Origin of the sequence: Bacteroides intestinalis (assembly GCF_003464595.1) — a bacterium.
Classification (GTDB): domain Bacteria; phylum Bacteroidota; class Bacteroidia; order Bacteroidales; family Bacteroidaceae; genus Bacteroides; species Bacteroides intestinalis_A.
Map to the genome: position 1 here is coordinate 81,821 of NZ_QRZF01000015.1, position 20,041 is coordinate 101,861.

At 44.0% G+C, this 20,041-nt stretch carries 15 protein-coding genes and 2 tRNA genes; 2 read left to right on the top strand and 15 right to left on the bottom strand.

Annotated elements, in window-relative coordinates:
* The first annotated feature begins 102 nt into the window (after positions 1–102).
* The gene (locus DWW10_RS18430; protein ID WP_022392324.1) at positions 103–1,548 is read left to right on the top strand and encodes a retropepsin-like aspartic protease; all 1,446 of its coding nucleotides are present in this window, start codon (positions 103–105) and stop codon (positions 1,546–1,548) included.
* A 68-nt stretch (positions 1,549–1,616) separates the two neighbouring features.
* On the opposite strand, the gene porV is transcribed toward DWW10_RS18430, so the two are convergent.
* The 5 genes from porV to DWW10_RS18455 all read right to left on the bottom strand — a co-directional run bounded on the left by porV (position 1,617) and on the right by DWW10_RS18455 (position 10,660).
* On the bottom strand, positions 1,617–2,792 hold the full coding sequence (gene porV, locus DWW10_RS18435) for a type IX secretion system outer membrane channel protein PorV (RefSeq protein WP_022392325.1): 1,176 nt from the start codon (positions 2,790–2,792) through the stop codon (positions 1,617–1,619).
* Between the two features lie 148 nt (positions 2,793–2,940).
* Positions 2,941–6,777: a type IX secretion system sortase PorU gene (porU, locus tag DWW10_RS18440; RefSeq protein WP_022392326.1), complete on the bottom strand. Its 3,837-nt coding sequence runs from the start codon at positions 6,775–6,777 to the stop codon at positions 2,941–2,943.
* Between the two features lie 16 nt (positions 6,778–6,793).
* Positions 6,794–7,411 carry a fumarylacetoacetate hydrolase family protein gene (locus tag DWW10_RS18445; RefSeq protein ID WP_022392327.1) on the bottom strand — a complete coding sequence of 206 codons (618 nt, stop codon included), beginning with the start codon at positions 7,409–7,411 and terminating at the stop codon, positions 6,794–6,796.
* Positions 7,411–8,073 carry a redox-sensing transcriptional repressor Rex gene (locus tag DWW10_RS18450; protein ID WP_022392328.1) on the bottom strand — a complete coding sequence of 221 codons (663 nt, stop codon included), beginning with the start codon at positions 8,071–8,073 and terminating at the stop codon, positions 7,411–7,413. The genes DWW10_RS18445 and DWW10_RS18450 overlap by 1 nt, the downstream gene beginning before the upstream one ends.
* A gap of 97 nt (positions 8,074–8,170) precedes the next feature.
* Positions 8,171–10,660, bottom strand: a complete 2,490-nt coding sequence (locus DWW10_RS18455; RefSeq protein WP_118422040.1) for a DUF5686 family protein — start codon at positions 10,658–10,660, stop codon at positions 8,171–8,173.
* Between the two features lie 109 nt (positions 10,661–10,769).
* On the opposite strand from DWW10_RS18455, the gene DWW10_RS18460 reads away from it, so the two are divergent.
* A complete protein-coding gene (locus tag DWW10_RS18460) occupies positions 10,770–11,117 on the top strand; it encodes a translation initiation factor (RefSeq protein ID WP_022392330.1) in 348 nt (115 codons plus the stop codon).
* A gap of 130 nt (positions 11,118–11,247) precedes the next feature.
* Here the strand turns inward: DWW10_RS18460 and tsf are convergent, their stop codons facing one another.
* From tsf to DWW10_RS18510, 10 genes are all read right to left on the bottom strand, one after another.
* The gene (gene tsf / locus DWW10_RS18465; RefSeq protein ID WP_022392331.1) at positions 11,248–12,240 is read right to left on the bottom strand and encodes a translation elongation factor Ts; all 993 of its coding nucleotides are present in this window, start codon (positions 12,238–12,240) and stop codon (positions 11,248–11,250) included.
* Positions 12,241–12,351: 111 nt separating this feature from the next.
* Positions 12,352–13,188, bottom strand: a complete 837-nt coding sequence (rpsB, locus tag DWW10_RS18470) for a 30S ribosomal protein S2 (RefSeq protein ID WP_022392332.1) — start codon at positions 13,186–13,188, stop codon at positions 12,352–12,354.
* 174 nt (positions 13,189–13,362) lie between these two features.
* Entirely contained in the window at positions 13,363–13,749 is a 387-nt protein-coding gene (gene rpsI / locus DWW10_RS18475; RefSeq protein WP_007210470.1) for a 30S ribosomal protein S9, read from the bottom strand.
* A 5-nt stretch (positions 13,750–13,754) separates the two neighbouring features.
* A complete protein-coding gene (gene rplM / locus DWW10_RS18480; protein WP_007659593.1) occupies positions 13,755–14,216 on the bottom strand; it encodes a 50S ribosomal protein L13 in 462 nt (153 codons plus the stop codon).
* 290 nt (positions 14,217–14,506) lie between these two features.
* Complete coding sequence (locus DWW10_RS18485; RefSeq protein WP_118422041.1) at positions 14,507–14,998, bottom strand: DUF4488 domain-containing protein; 492 nt, start codon at positions 14,996–14,998, stop codon at positions 14,507–14,509.
* 141 nt (positions 14,999–15,139) lie between these two features.
* Complete coding sequence (asnS, locus tag DWW10_RS18490; RefSeq protein WP_022392334.1) at positions 15,140–16,543, bottom strand: asparagine--tRNA ligase; 1,404 nt, start codon at positions 16,541–16,543, stop codon at positions 15,140–15,142.
* Between the two features lie 28 nt (positions 16,544–16,571).
* The gene (locus tag DWW10_RS18495; RefSeq protein ID WP_022392335.1) at positions 16,572–18,044 is read right to left on the bottom strand and encodes a pseudouridine synthase; all 1,473 of its coding nucleotides are present in this window, start codon (positions 18,042–18,044) and stop codon (positions 16,572–16,574) included.
* A gap of 144 nt (positions 18,045–18,188) precedes the next feature.
* A complete protein-coding gene (gene purB, locus DWW10_RS18500; RefSeq protein WP_022392336.1) occupies positions 18,189–19,535 on the bottom strand; it encodes an adenylosuccinate lyase in 1,347 nt (448 codons plus the stop codon).
* 151 nt (positions 19,536–19,686) lie between these two features.
* Positions 19,687–19,761 (bottom strand) — tRNA-Val (locus DWW10_RS18505).
* Between the two features lie 27 nt (positions 19,762–19,788).
* A tRNA-Val gene (locus DWW10_RS18510) sits at positions 19,789–19,863 on the bottom strand.
* Between the last annotated feature and the right edge of the window lie 178 nt (positions 19,864–20,041).

Sequence of the window (20,041 nt, forward strand, 5' to 3'; positions counted from 1 at the left end):
CACGAGCTAATTTATTGTTTTTTAGACAGAAGAACAATAAATTTCGTATATTTGAAGAATGAATCATCAAGAAGATTGGCTAACTCTAAACAATCTGTAGTTATGAAGACAATATTACTATTTTTATTTCTCTGTATGAGCCTCAGCACATCTGCACAAACAGCTGATGAACGAGCCGGAACTTATATGAATCAGGAAAACTGGTTCAGTCTGCAACGCGAATTCGCCGTCAACAAAGACTCTTTACATCCTTTCCTGCAAGAATTCGGTCAAGCACTACTGGATAATTTCTTCAACCGTCCCCAAGCTGCCTACGAATCTATAGGCAAATTGCTGAACGAGCAACAAAGTAATATGGGCTTTGAGAATACTGCTTCCATGATTTACCTATTATCCGAAAACCTGAGCAAGCTGGGTGCTAACGACCAAGCTGCCGAAACACTGAAAAATTTCTGTGACCAGTTGGAAGGCCAGGTGGACAGTACTTTCCTTGCCGGATACCGGAGAAAAGAAAAAGAATATCGCGCTTTGTCCCAATATGCCCTATACCAATGGGAGAAGCCAGATACGGATTTAGCGCTTCCCATTCGCATAGACAGTGTAGGTCCAAAAGGTTCGGGAGCCACTGCCATAGCTATGGAAGGCAGTGTCAATGGAAAAGAACGGAACTTCATATTGGATACAGGTGCAAGTGTCAATGTTGTCACCCCCGAAGTAGCAAAAGCCTGCGGCATGAAAATACTGGACGTAGAAATCACAGCAAATGGGATAGGTACGGGAAGTGGACAATTTGCCATTGCCGAAGAGATAAAAACAGGTCCGCTCGTGATGCGAAACGTACCTTTCTACGTGTTGGATATGAAAACCGGAGAAGAAAAGGCTGACCGCTACATGAAATATCTGGAAGTCATCATCGGACTGCCTTTCCTCAATCAACTTCAGGAAATACAACTGGATTTACGCAACAACCGGATGATTATTCCCAAAGAACTGACTCCCACGCCCGGCTTTGCCCCGAACATTTGTTTTACGGGAAAGAACCTCCTGAACCTGGAAATCGTATACGACCATGAACTATTGCAAATGAACTTCGACAGCGGTTCCTGTCTCAGCCATCTCAATTATGATTACTTTGAGCAGCATAAAGACCGTATTGAACGAATAGCGGAAAGGGACTCGATGGGACTTGGCGGTTTCGGTGGCACAGCATGGGTATGCATTTACAAACTACCGGGCGCATGCTTCCAGATAGGTGAGTATACGGGCTGTACAGACAGTCTTAACGTAGTGGCAACACCCGAACAAGATGCTCTTCATTTTGCCGGAGATGGAATAGTAGGAATGGACATGTTCCGGAGTTTCAGCACAATTACAATTAATCTGAAGGATATGTTTGTGAAAACCACCCCGAAGATGCAAGGAAAAAATGCAATGATCTACGATAGCAAAAAGCTACGCTTAAAACTACCGGAAGACCAATTGAATATAACAGATATATTATTGGGGATAGCAGATATATATCTGAACTACTGGAACGATCATCGCTGAATGCTCTACACATAGCTCTCTCCGCTCTTCTGCCGAAAGGCACTTGTAGCCCGCAACTCGTAGCTATTTCATCTTCTGCGACGTCCGAACAAGTCCTTTATTCCGTCAAGGTCGAAACCTAACGTGAAGCGAAGTGTCTGGTCGAGCGGGTTGCTCTGTGCCGTAGATACCAGGTAAGCAGCATCCAGTGAGAACACGCTCATCTTGAAGCCTGCTCCGAAAGAGAAATACTTGCGGTTTCCTTTGTTCTCATGTTCCCAATGATAACCACCACGAATGGAAAACTGTTCGTGATAGGTATATTCCAATCCCAACGACCATTGTATCTCCTGCAGTTCTTCCTTGAAACCACCGGGAGCATCACTGAAAGATTTGAAAATACCCTTAATGGGTGAAATGTCATTATAATCACGGTCCAGACGTTCTTCATATTCTTCCTGTGACTCGTCTTCTCCACGGATAGGGCGGGTGGGAACCATATATTTATTGGCGTCGAAACTAACTCCAATTGTATTGTAATCATCTATCGGGAACAATAAAGAAGCACCCAAACGCAAGTTAGTAGGCAGGAACTGACTGGTATTACCGCTATCATAAGAAATCTTCGTACCGATATTAGAAGCATTCAGTCCGAAAGAAAGCATGCACTCACGCTGGGCAAGTATGACGTAATTTGTATAATAGAAGGCAATGTCGGCAGCAAAAGCAGAACCGGCAGAAACTTCTTCGTCTTCCCTGTATGCCAGGTCGGAGTAAATATATCGTAATGCAACCGCTGCAGAGAAACGTTCGGAAAGCATACGTGAGTAAGCTATATCCACTGCCATCTCATAAGGTTTAATCGTATATCCCGGAGAATTCTCATCACCGGTATATCCCACGGGTACTTCCCCTAAAGAGAAATAGCGCAAAGAACCGCTGACTGCCTGATAATCTCCGATGCGATAGTACCCTGCCAGATATGCCAAGTCAATATCATTCACCAGTTTACGCAACCAGGGAGTATATGAAACCGCTACTCCGGCACGGCTGATAGTAAACGGATACTTTGCCGGGTTCCAGAATTGGGAGTTCACGTCCGGATCTGTAGCCGCACCCACATCTCCCATACCACCACCACGGGAGTCAGGGGCAATACCCAGAGAGTTAACACCGGTATTAACAGGGTTAAACTGATTCTTGTCTTGAGCAAGAAGGTGTACGGACAAGAAAGCTATGATTAACAGTAAGATGTATTTCTTCATACGATATTATTTATAATACGATCTCAAATATAAAAAACAAAATCTAACTTAATTCCCCTCCTCTTGGGAGGAGAATTAAGTTACTCCTTTCAATTGAGATACTTATGATTTCTAATAACAATACTAATAAAACAGAGAATCCCCCTGTTTATTGTGACAAGATAATGATTTTCTGTGATTTCGTACTTTCACGACTGCCATCAGAGACAATAGACGCACGATACAGATAAACACCCGGTGCCAGGCGTTGCCCGCCATTACTACACAAATCCCATTCTACATAGTAGGTTTGTCCTTCAGATATTCCTTTCTCTATATGTGTCCACATTTCCCGCCCGGCAAAATCGTATACGGACATACGGACCGCAAGTGTGGAACCGGGGCGATTGTGAGAAAGAATAAATGTAGTACTTTCACGGGCAGGGCTCTGTGTACAAGTTACCGAGAAGAGACCGGGACGCAGCCCTCGAACCACCTCAAACTCTAAAGTCTTTGTAGAAGAATTATTCAGTAAATCCCAGGCACGGAATGCCAGCGTATGTCTGCCCTCCGTAAGTTCGGGCACTGAAAAATGCACTGTACCCCGGGTATAATCTCCCGCTACCGGAGTATAATAATCATTCAGATTGTAAGTCGACACCGCACTGCCGTCTATACTAAGCGAAAGGTCATGCCCGATACCATTGCCAACCGTATTGATACCATCAGCATCTTCCAACTCAGCTACGAACAAGGGAGTAGTATTGGTCTGTCCACCGGAACTGAAGTCCGGCGTATTCAGATAAATGGTTATCTTAGGGCCTAACGTATCTGCCAAAGAAACATCATCATCCGTACCGCCTACCAGGAAACGGTCGAAAGCTCCGCCCGCTTCATTAGAGTGAACAGCATCCAGAGCGTAAAGGCTCAATAAACCTTCTTCATCAGAGTAATTGATATCCAACGGTACAGGGAAAGTAAACTCAAACCGTCCCTGACGAACCGAATCACTGCCTGAGAAGAGAGTTTTATTGCGCTCCGTATAAGTATAAGCACCCTCACCACGATTATCAAGAGTGGTTACTTCTTCCTTACTATCCAGTACTGTAGGATGCACTGTACCGGTAAAGTCTTCTGCTAAAGTACCTTCGGGAGTCAGGATACGTCCTTTTACGGTAATCTTGCTACCGGCTTTCACCTGCGGATAGGTATTTGTTTCTTCTGCTACATTCACTCCGGCAAATTCATCTACCTGTATTTGATAATCAGGATATGCCAAGGTCAAGGCAGGATCGCCGATCAGAGAGAAATTCAACTTATTCTTGTCAGCAGCCAAAGATGCATCGCACTTTGAAAGCCGCATGACATCTCCCAGTCGCAAGCGTTTACCTTCAGGGCGGGAAAAGATATGACGAAGGAAAGCCTGGTTTAAAGTAGAATTCTGCGCAGCATATACCACCCGGGAAGTAGTGAGCAAAGCAATAGCCCCGCCTTTGGCATTCAGGAATGCCTGCTCGCCGGCGGAAGTCTGGATATCATCAAAACGGGTAAAGTCACAAGTAGCTGTTATCCATAGAGGGAGACGTGGGGAGGTCATTTGGGTAATATCTCCCATGTTCAGCAGATTCTCCTCTGCCCAGGCGGAAGTACTTCCGTGCCCTGTATAGTTGACTACCAACATGCCTTTGTCGAATAATTGCAATAGGCGTTTTGTTGCATCGGGATAAGTTTCGCCGGTAGCAGAAGATTCGCGGCGGAAAGCATCGGCATAGATTCTTTCAACAAGGAAGGAAGGATAATTCCGTTCTGTATAACTTGCCAGGATTTCAGATTGGGACATGTGCAGACTGCCATCCCCGTCATCGCCCACATAGCAGACGGTATGTTTCCACGGTCCTGCATGCTTATTTTCCATATAAGCGATGGTCTTATCGACAGTAGCTTTTGCCTCAGCAGCCGTGCGCACCGGGAAACGTCCAATACCTATATCCAGCATGGCATCCGACAGATTTTCGCCTTCTCCATCATCGAGAAAGCCGAAATAATCGTCCGTTACATAGGAAGAGGTTTCCTCGAGAGAGGTTTCCGATTGATAAGATAGCAAAAAGTTTTCAGGCCGGTAATTCTTCCAAGAGGAAGTCAGCATACGATTATCATAACTGCAATCTCCGAAGAATAACAAATATTTAGGGCTTTCAGCCTTATTCGGAAAACGATCATACAACATCTTCATCAAACGACGGTAAGCTGTTCCATCCGGTGTACCGGAAGAGAATTCATTGTAGATTTGTGGAGCAGCAAGAACAAGAACAGACAGGCCATCTTTTTCACGATGTGCTTGTGCCAACCGTTCGGCCTGTGTCATCAGGTCTTTCCGGTCGGGAGAAATGATAATCATATCCGTAGCTCCCAGAGAGTGCAGATTTTGATTTGCAATATTCCCTACCGTTTCTACCGTATCAAAGCCGGAAGCTTCCGGAGTGATGGCTACGAACTCACGCAATTTTCCTGCAGGAATGGTAAACGTATATGTGCCGCCTGCAAAGCTGCCTTCCATCCTGCAAATATTTGCGGGATCGGTGACATCCCACACAACAGTAGAAGCTGTGGCACCGGAAAGTACAAATGTCGTCTCTTTATTGATGGAGGCCAAAGAACGGAAAGTAAGGTAAGGAGCATTCAGCGTAAGCGAGCGGATATAGTTCAAAGCAATATAATCCAGACGCCCCGATGTCCCGGAAGGGCGGGTATGGGTAACGGTCACTACAGTATTCTCCGACTCTGTGCCCAGCCAGGAAGTACTTATGGAGGCAGAAGTAGCTCTTGTGTAATATTGATTGTCGGAAGAGATGGATGCCAGTGTAGCATTTCCTCTCGCCTTACCATTCACTGCAACCGAGTAATGGGTAGATGCTCCAATGGAACGGGCGGCAAAAACAGTGGTCAACCCTACAGCACTTTCCGGAACGATACCCGGTAAGTTCAACGTATAACTCTTGGTGTTACCCGCTGCATAATCATAATCTTCATAAAGTTGTCTGCCGGTACTTGCCCAACTATATACTTCTTTCTCATGCAGAGCATAAGAATTAAAGGTTGTCAACCTGTTGGCAGAAGGTTCTTTCAAAGAAGAAAGAACTTCGGCTTCCATTTCCGGAATATCCTCCCGGTCAGTCAGGAAATAATAGCCTTCATCGGAATAGAAGTTACGTTCGCGAACAAAGTAAGTGTTATCGGAGCTCAGTTTCCAGGATACAGTGCCACGACCATAAAACAATACACCATCTGACAAACGCAGCAAGGGGACTTCGGGCAAATCTGCTGCCGGATGTTCATTGAAACGCTGGGATAACAAATAACCACCATAACCAAATACGCGGACTTTCTCGGGTCTTGAGAATCCCATCTTCTTTAATTCGGCATTCGTGATTTTAAAGACTCCGGTATTTCTCACACCTATCTTGGTCCAACGTCCTGAAGCGAGAAGCGAAGTTGTGCAATCTTTTAAAGAAACTCCGGTTAAAGTTGTCCCCGAGCCTCGAGTAGCTGTTCCCTCCCCTATTCCATCTTTCTTTGAATAGGATTTCACGGATAGTTTGAACGAATTCAGCCGTTGGTAGCTTCCTTCACGAAAAATGACAGGGACAAAACTTATGGAGAGAAAGCCATGATGTGCGGAGATTTTAGTGAAGGAGTTTATCTGTGGAGATGCCGGTAAGCCCTTCCGGAAAGCAACATCTTCATTGGGTAACTGACGCAAACTGTCGAGTCGCATCTCTAATGCTGCCACCTCACTCCGGCTTAGTTTCTGGTATTCCGGAAATTCAATTTCTACCTGATAAGTAAAGGAACGGAAATCGTTCCCTAATGGAAGTTCGCGCGTCACTACGGGAAGCGTCTGTGCAGAAGACAATTCCTGCCAGTTCAGCGTAATGAATTCCTGCGCTGAAACCGGAAGAAGAAGAGCAATAAAACAACAAAGCAACCAGCAACGTTTGATAAACATATCGTAATAAATTGACTCAACGAATATAAAAGTCGAGCAACTTATCTTCTCCGAGGTATCCTTGTAAATGCTGTCCTATCTGTACCGGACCTACGCCTGCGGGAGTTCCCGTAAACAACAGGTCGCCTATTTTCAGCGTCATAAAGCGGCTGACGTATGCAATAATCTCATCCACTTTGAAAAGCATATCCGAGGTATTGCCGTGCTGCACTTCCTTTCCGTCTATTTCCAGGCGGAAATCAAGCTGCTGCAAATCGCCTCCTGCCTGCTCCAAAGGAACAAAAGTTCCGATAGCTGCCGAATGATCGAACCCTTTGCAAAGTTCCCAGGGATTACCCGCTTCACGGAACTTACGTTGTAAGTCGCGTGCCGTAAAGTCGATGCCTACAGTCACTGCGTCATAATAACGGTTGGCAAAGCGCGGCGCAATGTTTTTTCCCAAACGGCAGATACGTACCACCACCTCAGTTTCGTAATGAACCTCATCCGAAAAATCGGGAATAAAGAAAGGCTTTCCGTCTTTCAATATAGCCGAGTCGGGCTTCATGAAGATAACCGGCTCTTTATTAACTAACGTATGCCCCAGCTCTTTATTGTGCAGTGCATAGTTCATTCCGACAGCAATAATCTTCATTATTTGATTTCGTTAAAATTCAGGCGGTTAAACATCACCGCCAAATGAGCATATAGAGAAGTATTCTGAACAACGATATTTTCCGGCACACGGATACGGAACGGCGTAAAGTTCCACACTGCTTTGATGCCACCGGCTATCATGGTGTCCGTAATGCATTGGGCTATCTCGATAGGTACAGTCAGCACACCGATGTTCACATCATATTCGCGCATCTTCTGCTCGAATTCACTGGAATGGAAGATTGGAATTCCGTTCAATGTAGTGCCTACTAATTCCGGGTTCACATCAAATGCGGCTACAATTTCCAGCCCGAAGTGCTTCAAACCGGAGTCGCGCAACAATGCACCACCCAAGCTACCTACTCCAAACAGAAATGCTTTATGCATATCGGTAAATCCGAGGAAGTCTTCCAGTACGGCTATCAGAGTATCGACTTCGTAGCCCACACGCGTACGCCCGGAGATGTTGACATAGGACAAGTCCTTGGCTATCTGGGAAGCATCTATATTGATTTCTTTGGATATCTGTGTAGAAGAGACGTACCGTTCGCCCCGCTGCTTGAGCAGCTTAACATTCGACAAGTACCACGGCAACCTGCGCAAAGTAGGCTCCGGCACTTTCATGCTATCCTTATATTGAATTGCCTGGTTCGTGGTCATTTTCTTCATTTCTTTAGGTTACGGGTGGACAAAAATACGTTTTTTTCTGAAAAGAATAGTCCTATAGAAGAAAGTTAACATAATTTCTACAAAAGTTTTACTTATCACCAAAGAGGGATAACGGCAAACTAAGAGAAACTCCCACCGAATGGAACTTCAGGCAATCGAATCCGGCAAAGACACCTATCCGTGCCATATCGGAAAACCCGATAGAATATCCAATCTCCGTATAGGGGCGCCGACCATATATCACGATGGAACGGAGATGCAAGGCTTCATCAAATGCTTTTCTTGACAGAAAAGGAAGATGTTTCAAAAGCAGATACGGAGTATACCAGGAGACATTAGCCTGTGCCCAGCGGGTATGGGTGGACAAAGCATAGTTATCCAGTAAACTAAATCCGGTATCGAAAGAACGTTCCGTAACCAGTATGCGGGTAGAAGCAAAATGCTTGAAGTCAGGGAACTGGAGGTTCTTTGCATCAAAGAATGAGCCTGCATTCACTGACCAATACAGACGATTGAACATACCGAACTCGATTTTCTGTTTAGCAGAGAATTGCATCAGGTGGTACGAGGTAAGATAACGGCTTCCGCTCATAGGGAAAGCTCTGTCATATTTCAGGGCAAATGTAGGATAACGGGAAGCTTCATACACTTTCTTACCTTGCGACATGTGATAGTAGTGAGCCGGAGTATACTCCAATTCAAAAGAAGCTTTCAGGATATCATTCTCCGGCATCGGTCGGAAAGCAGTGTTTTCCGGAATATTCGGCTCGGCATCCCTCTTGAACCAACTTTTACGGATATGATTATCCAGCATCTTCCTGCGTTGCCAGGAAAGTGAGGAAGAAAAAAGTAATCCGTTAGCTGGCTCTATCGCATGGTCAACTGTGAAGAAGGTATTCTCATAAAGCTTCAGATGGTTATGGCCGAACAACGAGCTGGACATACTATTAATCAAACGGGATTCTCCGCTTTCCGAATTATAATCGGCAGACAGAAGACCTCCGGAAAGGGATAAATAGCCACGGTTCCGTGGAGCATAATCCAACGTCAATTCTCCTTGTCCAATCCAGTTTTTGCGGGCTGTGGTATAATAGAAAGAAGGTACAAAACGAAGTGTAGAAGATTCTGATAACTTCACTCCTGTCTTTAGTTTAACTCCTAACCAGAAACCATCCACAAAATTATATTCGGGAATATAAGCGGAAAGACCGGGTAAAGTCAGCCAGGCATTTTTATTGGAAGTTCTGAAAGTCTTTCCCCACATAATGGTATTCAGTACTTGCCCGAAAGCTGTTTTCTTCTCGGACTTTTCTCCGGGTGACAAATCTTTCAAAGCTATCTTTTCTTCTTTATATTGATAACTCTGCACCTCTTCCAATCGCAACGGCACGCTACGGATAGTGGTCCAATAAAGAGAATCCCGTTTATCGGCAAGCGAATCAACCTGAGTATCTTTGCGTCCGATCCGTGCCGGACGTTCAAATTTATGTTTCTTTGGCTGCACTACTGCAGTGGCAGTTACAGGTTTTACCGTTTTATCCGTATTGGTCTCCGGCTGGATATCCGTTTTTACCTCTCTATAGTGTATTGCCGCCAGATAGGAAGCTTCTGCCTTGAAACCCATTATGTCGATGGTAGAAGAGGTGGTGATAGAAACCGGCAGAAAGACAGAAGACTGCACCTCCTTACAAGTGATCTTAATCTTTGCTTTCAGTCCGGTACCACGAACATTGACATCAGCAGCCGAAATGCACCACAAATCTTCTACAATGAACAGGTCTCCTTCCAGCAAACGGTTATCGTCTTTCTTGGGAATCACACGGATCTTATTTATCATTTGTCCTTCTTCCACAAAGCAAGCGTCAAGTCTGAAACGATAGTATGAAAAGGCACTTTTATTTAAAGGAGAGACTTTGCCGAAAAGCTCAGGAGTATAGAGATTAATCGTTGTTATTCCCATATCCACCTGTATTTCCTCGGGAAAAGAGTTCTTGTTGGCCAATACCTTATTATTCCAGATATTGGGGGCAGTAAAATTCACGATCTGCTGTTGCTCCAGCACAAACAGCTTTCCAAGCCATTCTTTTGCATCTTTCCGCACCTCTTTGGATAGTTTCAGGACAGCAGGAATAGAGGTTCCTTTACCGGTTCCCTTCAGATACGTACCGGCAGTGTAGCTTTTTATCTGAGTGCGATAATAAGGAGCACGCGCTATCGCTTTGCGCATCACTGCATAGGCGGGATCTTCATTTCCCTTGGTGATGCTTACTTCCGGCAGGCTATAAGTACGTTCGGCAAGCACTATATCCTTCTCATAATCACGATTCAGCATTTGAAAAGTAAAGGTTTGGGATATGAATCCTAAAGAAGAGACCTCACAGGTATATTGTCCGGCAGATAATTTCGTTTGAAACCGCCCGTGCTCATCAGTAGTTAAACCTGATTTCATTTCTCTTAGATAGAGGGCGGCATAAGGAACCGGCTTTCCGTCAGTATCCGTAACAGTACCCTTGAAAGATTGCGAAAAAGATAGTATAGTAACCAAAGACAATAGAAATAGCCAGATGATTCTTTTCATATTTTGTATATTTGAAGCTTAATAGCGTTTTCTATTAGACGACAAAAGTCTCAAAAGATTGCAAAGTTCCACGCAAAATATTACTTTTGATTCTTAAAACAGAACGAATATGAAGAATAATGATTGGAAAGAACGGTTGAATGTGGTTTATTCTACCAATCCGGACTATAGTTATGAAAAGGAAGATGAAGAAGCGCAAATCACTCCGGCAGCTTCCCAACAGAAGTTGCGTGTTCAGTTGGATCGCAAGAATCGGGGAGGAAAAGTAGTCACACTTGTCACGGGTTTCGTCGGTACGGAGAATGACTTGAAGGAGTTAGGTAAATTGCTGAAGTCTAAATGTGGCGTAGGCGGAAGTGCCAAAGACGGAGAAATCATCGTACAGGGAGATTTCAAGCAGAAAGTACTGGAACTACTTAAAAAAGAGGGATATACGCAGACTAAGCCGGTCGGATAATCCGGTTCACCAAAACAGACTATCTGTTTTCAGTAAGTACATCACTTCTTCCAAAAGAGGCAAATATGCATAAAAAAACGACCGCTACGGAAACTCCGTGCGGTCGTTTTTTTATATATATTGAGTTGAATTATTCAGCTTTCAAAGTGAAACGCTTGAAGTCTACAATCTTCAATTCAGGGTCAGCTGCTGCCAACACTTCTCTTACGGTCTTCTTAGAGTCCATGATATTTTCTTGGTTCAGCAAGCAAACTTCTTTCAAGAACTTAGCCAGACGACCTTTAGCGATGTTCTGGATCATTTGTTCAGGCAGGTGTGCAGCCTTTTCAACAGAAACAGTAGCAATGATTTCTTTTGCTTTTGCAATATCTTCAGCCGTAATCCAACCTTTAGCCATATTACTTTCCATGTGGTCTTCGCTGTCTACGTGAGCCGGATTGATACCTGCTTTCTTCAAAGCAGCCTCAACAGCTTTTTGTACCTGTTCTGCTTTGGTCTTCTCGATAGCAACTTCAATTTCTTTCTGCTTCACTTCTTCAGAAACACCATCCTCATCAATTGCAATCGGGTTCATGGCAGCAATCTGCATAGCCACTTCCTTAGCCAACTGCTCGTCAACTTCTTTATTGAAAGCAACGATAGTGCAGAGACCATTTCTATTCATATGATTGTAAACAACAGTACTTGCACCCTCTACAGTCAGGTAGCCATCAAGCTCCATCTTCTCACCTGTAATACCGCTACGGTCAGTCACTGCATCCTGTACAGTACCGTTACCCATCGGCAATGCTTTCACTTCGTCCAAAGTCTTGCAGTTGTTAGCTACAGCAAGATCCAGAATATCTTGAGTCAATTTTATAAAGTCAGCATTTTGAGCTACGAAGTCAGTTTCGCACTTCAAAGCAATGATAACAGCAAAGTTACCGGTAGTCTTAGCCAGAACACAACCTTCAGAAGCTTCGCGGTCTGAACGCTTAGCGGCAACAGCCTGTCCCTTCTTACGGATTATTTCCATTGCCTTGTCGAAATCGCCTTCAGCTTCCGTCAACGCATTCTTGCAGTCCATCATACCTGCTCCGGTCATTTTACGGAGTTTGGTAATATCAGCCATTGTTACAGCCATAATATATTTTCTTTTTATAATTAATATTCAAAATGATAAAATGGTAAGATGATAGGATGGTAAGACGACATTATCATCTTATCATTTTACCATCTTACCATTCAAGTATGATTAAGCCTCTTCGTCTTCCTTCAGGAAAGCAGCAGCTTTAGCTGCATTGATTGCTTCCTCGTCAGATTTGTCGAGTCTTGCTTTTGTAGCTTTCTTCTTGCCTTTATTGGCAGGAGCTTCACCAGCTGCTTCCATGTCTACTTTTTCAGCTTTTCTTTCTTCCAAACCTTCCTGCATAGCAGCGCAGCAAGCATCCAGAATTACTTCTATTGATTTAGTAGCATCATCATTAGCCGGGATAACGAAATCAATGTTAGAAGGATCAGAGTTCGTATCAACGATACCGAATACGGGGATACCCAAACGGTTAGCTTCGCGAACTGCGATGTTTTCTTTCATAACATCGATAACGAACAGTGCAGACGGCAGACGAGTCAGGTCAGCAATAGAACCCAAAGTCTTGTCCAGCTTAGCACGTTGACGTGAAATCTGCAGGATTTCTCTCTTAGACAGATTAGAGTACGTACCGTCATTTGTCAATTTGTCGATGGTAGCCATCTTCTTAACAGCCTTGCGGATAGTGGGGAAGTTAGTCAACATACCGCCCGGCCAACGCTCGATTACATAAGGCATATTTACAGCGGCAGCTTTATCAGCAACCACTTGTTTAGCTTGTTTTTTAGTAGCAACGAACAGGACTTTCTTTCCTGATTTAGCAATTTGCTTCAAAGCTTCAGCAGCTTCATCTACTTTAGCAACTGTCTTGTGGAGGTCAATGATATGGATACCATTGCGTTCCATGAAAATATAAGGAGCCATTGCAGGATTCCACTTTCTTTTGAGGTGACCAAAGTGGCAACCGGCTTCCAATAATGTATCAAAATTTGTTCTTGACATCTTGTTTTTTCTTTAAATCGTTTACTTTCTTTTTTGTTTTTCCTAAACCAACCGCCGGGTAGTCTATCAATCCAGAGTCCCGGTAGTTTAGATACTAAACGCTCTTTCAGTTGAGAGTTGAGAGATAAAAGTTGAGAATTAAGCAACTTGTCCGCCCCAACGTTTCTGCAACTCTTAACGTTTACTGAACTGGAATCTTCTACGAGCTTTCGGTTGTCCCGGTTTCTTACGTTCAACAGAACGCGGGTCACGAGTCATGAAGCCTTCAGCACGAAGAGCAGCTTTGTCTTCAGCATTCATCTTCACCAATGCGCGGGCAATAGCCAAACGCAAAGCCTGAGACTGACCGGTGAAACCACCACCGCAAAGATTTACTTTAATATCATATTTTTCAGCAACACCCAGCTTGCTCAGCGGTTGTTTTACTACATACTGAAGAATAGTTGATGGAAAGTACTCTGCAAGGTCTCTCTTGTTAATAGTAATCTTTCCTGTACCTTCGGTTACGAAAATGCGTGCAATTGCACTTTTACGTCTGCCTAATGCATTTACTACTTCCATATCTATTATTTAAGTAAGTTTATATCAATTGATTTCGGGTTCTGAGCGTCATGTTTGTGCTCGCTGCCGGCATATACGTACATATTGCTCAGCAATTTAGCGCCCAATTTGTTCTTAGGCAACATACCCTTTACTACTTTTCTCAACAGTCTGTCATCACCGTTCGGTTTAGCCTGCAGACGAGCAGGAGTCATTTCTCTCTGACCACCGGGATAACCTGTGTATGACAAATACACTTTGTCAGTCCACTTATTACCTGTCATTTTAACTTTGTCGGCATTGATAATGATTACATTATCACCGCAATCTACGTGAGGAGTAAAGTTTGGTTTATACTTTCCTCTCAACAGTTTCGCAACTTTTGCGCCCAGACGACCCAATACTTGGTCTGTAGCGTCAACAATAACCCATTCTTTGGTTACCGTAGCTTTGTTTGCAGAAATGGTCTTGTAACTTAAAGTATCCACTCTTGATTTGTTTTTTAAATGTTACTACTAAAAAAATTCTTCATTACGGATTAGCTACCCCGGACAAAGGTAGATTAACTCGCTCTGAATTAATTGCTTATCCTTATTAGATAATAATCGGCTTGCAAAGGTACGGATTTTCCCAAAACTGGCAAACGTTTTCTTCTTTTTTTTAAAGAGGCTAACTATCAATCACAAGCAATGTTATGGTATAAAACAAGCAATGTTACGATGCATAAGATTACTTGTTCTGCATCGTAACATTGCTTGTTATATCAGGATAGTCTGCTTTAACGGACAATATCTTCGGGGAATGCAGGTGGCATCATTACCCGTTTCCAGGTTTCATGATACCAGCAGTTCAGTTCATTGCCGTTCAAATCTTTAGAAATAAAATACTTCAGATGCATAAGTCCGCCCTCTCCCATCTCAAACTCCAGAATATTATCTTTATTATCCAGCATGGGCAGGTGAATGTTTTTCTCAATACTTTCCCGATAACTATTATCCGTCAGTTGGGTATAGGTACCATATCCGGTGATTATGGCATCTTTACCGGGAATAAGAGTAAAATTGACGATACGCCCGTCGTCACTCAACACCTTAAACGTGTTACTGGGCTTCAAAGCCCCGGGAACATCCGGAATTTCGGATACATAGTGGCACAGCTGCCAGATACCTTTCAAATCCGCAGGTTTGAAACTCGCCTTTTTTTGTGCCATCGCTCCTGTTACCGCCAGCAGCACCGCTGCCAACATGGTAATGAAATACTTCTTCTTCATGTTCGTATATATTTGGTTAACGTATAGGCATCTGACTGTCACAAATATAAGTATTTATTTTGATATTATAACAAATTATCAGTAAAAAAAGAGCCCGCACAACCAAGATTGTGCGGGCTACTTCATCTATGTATTTACAAGTTAAAACTCTGCATTACGCGGTGTACGCGGGAAAGGTATCACATCACGAATATTCGCCATACCCGTCACGAACAGAAGCAAGCGCTCAAAGCCCAGACCGAAACCTGAGTGAGGGCACGTACCGAACTTACGAGTATCGAGATACCACCACATATCCTTCATCGGAATATGCATTTCGTCAATACGCGTCATCAACTTGTTGTAATCCGCTTCACGCTCGGAACCACCGATAATCTCACCAATCTTCGGGAACAATACATCCATTGCACGTACCGTTTTACCATCTTCGTTCTGCTTCATGTAGAACGCTTTGATTTCCTTCGGATAGTCAGTCAGGATAACCGGACGCTTGAAGTGTTCTTCCACGAGATAACGTTCGTGCTCAGAAGCCAGGTCCACACCCCAGTATACCGGGAATTCGAACTTATGGCCTTTAGCAACAGCCTCTTCCAGTATCTTGATACCGTCCGTATAAGGCAAACGTACGAAAGATTCTTTCAATACACTTTGCAGGCGTTCAATCAAACCTTTGTCGAACATATCATTGAGGAACTTCACATCATCAGCGCAGTGATCCAAAGCCCACTTCACGCAGAATTTGATAAACTCTTCTGCCAGATCCATGTTGTCCGTAATATCATTGAACGCAACTTCCGGTTCTACCATCCAGAACTCAGCCAAATGGCGCGGAGTATTGGAGTTTTCTGCACGGAATGTAGGACCAAACGTATAGATAGCTCCCAATGCCGTAGCAGCAAGTTCACCTTCCAACTGTCCGGAAACCGTCAGACTGGCCTGCTTACCAAAGAAGTCGTCATCATAAATGATAGAACCGGCTTCATCCTTCTTCAAATCATAGAGGTTCTTCGTTGTTACCTGGAACATTTGTCCGGCACCTTCACAGTCGGAAGCCGTGATGATAGGTGTATGGAAATAAACGAAACCTTTCTGATGGAAGAAAGTATGGATAGCTATCGCCATGTTATGACGAATGCGGAACACTGCACCAAAAGTATTCGTGCGGGGACGCAAGTGAGCAATCTCGCGCAGAAACTCCAGTGTATGGCCTTTCTTTTGCAAAGGATATGTGTTATCACAAGTTCCCAGAACTTCAATCTCACGAGCTTGAATCTCAGCTTTCTGACCGGAACCTACAGATTCCGTCAGTTCACCGTTCACACTCAGACAAGCACCGGTGGTAATATCTTTCAGCATCTCTTCATCGAAGCTTGCCAAATCTACTACAACCTGCACATTATTTATTGTAGAACCGTCATTCAGGGCGATAAAATTAACTTGTTTACTACCTCTGCGGGTACGAACCCAGCCTTTCACGTTGACCATAGCGCCAAAATCTTCGCGCTTCAATACGTCAACAATCTTTGTTCTACTAATCTTTTCCATAAATTTGTGTTAAACCTATATTATATAATTACTCAAAAGAGCCCATGCGCAGGTAGTTTACTTCCTGTTCGCTCAAATAGCGCCATTCGCCACGACGCAAGCCTTTCTTAGTCAGTCCGGCAAAGAATACGCGGTCGAGTTTCACTACCTTGTAGCCCAGTGACTCAAATATACGACGAACAATACGGTTCTTACCTGAGTGGATTTCAATGCCCACTTCATCCCGTCTAACATCATCCGTATAATTGATAGCATCTGCATGGATTTCACCGTCATCCAATTGGATACCGGCTGCAATCTGATCCATATCAGCTTTTGTCACATTCTTATCTGTATGTACGTGATAAATCTTCTTCTTCAGGAACTTCGGGTGAGTCAACTTAGAAGCCAAGTCACCGTCATTCGTCAACAGCAATACACCTGTAGTGTTGCGGTCCAGACGACCTACCGGATAAATACGCTCATCACAAGCACCTTTCACCAAATCCATTACCGTGCGTCGTGCCTGCGGATCATCCGAAGTAGTCACAGTATCTTTCGGCTTATTCAGCAAGATGTAAATCTTACGTTCGATGCTTACCGTCTGATCGTGGAATTTCACTTCGTCACCGCGTTTAATCTTGGTTCCGAGTTCTGTAACCACTGCTCCGTTTACTGAAACCACACCTGCTGTGATGAATTCATCTGCCTCACGACGAGAGCAAACGCCTGCATTAGCCAGGAACTTATTCAAGCGAATCGGTTCATTAGGATCAGTAAACTGCTCCTTATATTCTATCTGCTTCTTACGGCTGTACTTTGCATTCGGATCATAATCCGGCGTACGGCGTTGTTGCGGACGGCCATATCCACCCGGTCTTCCACCACCATTGGGGTTAAAACGCGGACGTTGAGGACGATCGCCATAAGAAGAGCCACCATAAGAAGAACCACCATAAGAGGAACTTCCATAAGGACGCTGAGGACGGTCGCCACCATCACCACTATTGTAGCGTGGACGGTAAGGACGATCATTGTTATAGGAACGCTGTCCACCATCACCACTGTTAAAACGGGGGCGTTGAGGACGGTCACCATAAGAAGGGCGCTGAGGACGGTCACCACCTTCACCACTATTGTAGCGCGGACGGTAAGGACGGTCACCACCACTGTTATTTCCATAGGATGGGCGTTGCGGACGATCGCCACCTTCGCTGTTATAGCGCGGACGATAAGGACGGTCTCCACCTTCACGGTTGTAAGACGGACGGTCACCATATGAACGTTGTGGACGTTCACCACCTTCGGCATTAGGATTAAAGCGCGGGCGATACGGGCGATCACTGCTGTAAGCACGCTGTGGACGATCACCACTCTCGCTGTTAAAACGCGGACGATAAGGTCGGTCACCACCTTCACGGTTGTAAGACGGACGGCTGTAATTGTTTTCTCTGTCAAATCTGTTGCCTGAATTCTCCTCATTGGAAGAATCGTCACGCCAAGTTTCGTTTTCTGTACTCATTGTTTTATTCGAATAAAATTAAACGTTGGCCTCACGGCCATTCTATTATCACTCTTATACCTTATATTATATATGTATACTATATTAACAATCACCGGATTTAAAATGTTGGCTTCATTATCCGGCTATTTTTTCCTACTCTTTTTAAATACCTGTATATGTATGGGGAGTAATGACGCGCAATTCTTTCTTAATTTCTTCGCTTACATTCAACCCCTCGATAAATTCTTTTATGGAAGCTTCCGTAATAGCCTGGTTGGTACGGGTCAATGCTTTTAATGCCTCATACGGATGCGGATATGCTTCACGACGCAGAATAGTCTGAATAGCCTCAGCTACCACGCTCCAGCAATTATCCAAATCACGATAAATAGCAGTTTCATTCAGCAACAACTTACGCAAACCCTTCAACGAACTTTGAATGGCAATTACAATATGTCCGAACGGAACACCTACATTACGCAATACAGTAGAATCTGTCAGGTCGCGTTGCAAACGAGATACCGGCAGTTTCACAGCCAGATGTTCCAGAATTGCAGTAGCTATACCCAAGTTGCCTTCCGCATTTTCAAAGTCAATCGGATTCACCTTGTGCGGCATAGCACTGGAACCCACTTCACCGGCTTTGATCTTCTGCTTGAAATATTCCATGGAAATATATTGCCAGAAGTCACGGTTCATATCGATCATCACTGTATTAATGCGTTTCATTGCATCAAAGATAGCGGAAAGATTATCATAATTGGAGATCTGCGTAGTATACTCTTCGCGTTCCAACCCCAGCTTTTCAGCTACGAATTTGTTACCGAATGCTTTCCAGTCAAACTCCGGATAAGCAACATGATGTGCGTTGTAATTTCCGGTAGCACCACCAAACTTAGCAGTAATGGGGCAAGCCTTTAATGTAGTCAATTGGCGTTCAAGACGATAGACGAACACCATTACTTCCTTCCCTAAACGGGTAGGAGAAGCCGGCTGACCATGTGTTTTAGCAAGCATAGGGATAGCAGCCCAGTCTTCCGCATACGTGCGAAGCTGTGCTATCAATTCCTCTATCTGCGGATAGTATACCTGCTCCAGAGCTTCCTTGATAGACAGAGGCACAGAAGTATTATTGATATCCTGTGAAGTCAGTCCGAAATGAATAAACTCTTTATAGTCATCCATTCCACCCATCTTATCAAACTCTTCTTTTAGGAAATACTCCACGGCTTTCACATCGTGGTTTGTCACACTCTCAATATCCTTGATACGCTGTGCATCAGCTTCTGAGAAGTTACGATAGATATTTCTTAAAGTTTCGAATACACTTTTGTCTACGCCTTTCAACTGCGGCAAAGGCAGCTCGCACAAGGTGATGAAGTATTCCACTTCCACTTGCACGCGGTATTTCACTAAGGCAAACTCCGAGAAATAAGCCGCCAAGGCATCCGTTTTTCCTCTATATCGACCATCAATCGGAGAGATAGCTGTAAGTAAATCAAGTTCCATACGTCGTATTTTGATAATTATCGAGCCGCAAAATTAGCGTTTTTTTCTGAGTAACAAGCCATAAAGGGATAAGAAAGTTAAGAAAGGACGTTAACAGATAAAAAAATAGCCCTGCAAAAACTTGCAAGGCTATTTAATAATTTTACATCTGTGGGCGTTGACGGATTCGAACCGCCGACCCTCTGCTTGTAAGGCAGATGCTCTGAACCAGCTGAGCTAAACGCCCTTTTGGACCGAAAGTGCTTTTTTTTAGTGGGCGTTGACGGATTCGAACCGCCGACCCTCTGCTTGTAAGGCAGATGCTCTGAACCAGCTGAGCTAAACGCCCGTACACTTTCGTTTCAAAAGCGATGCAAAGGTACAGCTTATTTTGATATTACCAAAACAATTGCGAACTATTTTCTAAGAAATTTATACAGAAAGATATATACTTATTGAATTTCAGCATTTTAAATAAGCAACTTTTTTCAGAGGCATTTCACCAACATAATCGCTATAAACCAATT

What these genes read in the sequence shown, in the direction of transcription:
- porU (WP_022392326.1), bottom strand. Translation starts at nt 6,777, where the DNA reads ATGTTTATCAAACGTTGCTGGTTGCTTTGTTGTTTTATTGCTCTTCTT.
- DWW10_RS18460 (WP_022392330.1), top strand. Translation starts at nt 10,770, where the DNA reads ATGAAGAATAATGATTGGAAAGAACGGTTGAATGTGGTTTATTCTACC.
- rpsI (WP_007210470.1), bottom strand. Translation starts at nt 13,749, where the DNA reads ATGGAAGTAGTAAATGCATTAGGCAGACGTAAAAGTGCAATTGCACGC.
- purB (WP_022392336.1), bottom strand. Translation starts at nt 19,535, where the DNA reads ATGGAACTTGATTTACTTACAGCTATCTCTCCGATTGATGGTCGATAT.
- DWW10_RS18445 (WP_022392327.1), bottom strand. Translation starts at nt 7,411, where the DNA reads ATGAAGATTATTGCTGTCGGAATGAACTATGCACTGCACAATAAAGAG.
- asnS (WP_022392334.1), bottom strand. Translation starts at nt 16,543, where the DNA reads ATGGAAAAGATTAGTAGAACAAAGATTGTTGACGTATTGAAGCGCGAA.
- tsf (WP_022392331.1), bottom strand. Translation starts at nt 12,240, where the DNA reads ATGGCTGTAACAATGGCTGATATTACCAAACTCCGTAAAATGACCGGA.
- porV (WP_022392325.1), bottom strand. Translation starts at nt 2,792, where the DNA reads ATGAAGAAATACATCTTACTGTTAATCATAGCTTTCTTGTCCGTACAC.
- rpsB (WP_022392332.1), bottom strand. Translation starts at nt 13,188, where the DNA reads ATGTCAAGAACAAATTTTGATACATTATTGGAAGCCGGTTGCCACTTT.
- DWW10_RS18485 (WP_118422041.1), bottom strand. Translation starts at nt 14,998, where the DNA reads ATGAAGAAGAAGTATTTCATTACCATGTTGGCAGCGGTGCTGCTGGCG.
- DWW10_RS18450 (WP_022392328.1), bottom strand. Translation starts at nt 8,073, where the DNA reads ATGACCACGAACCAGGCAATTCAATATAAGGATAGCATGAAAGTGCCG.
- DWW10_RS18430 (WP_022392324.1), top strand. Translation starts at nt 103, where the DNA reads ATGAAGACAATATTACTATTTTTATTTCTCTGTATGAGCCTCAGCACA.
- DWW10_RS18495 (WP_022392335.1), bottom strand. Translation starts at nt 18,044, where the DNA reads ATGAGTACAGAAAACGAAACTTGGCGTGACGATTCTTCCAATGAGGAG.
- DWW10_RS18455 (WP_118422040.1), bottom strand. Translation starts at nt 10,660, where the DNA reads ATGAAAAGAATCATCTGGCTATTTCTATTGTCTTTGGTTACTATACTA.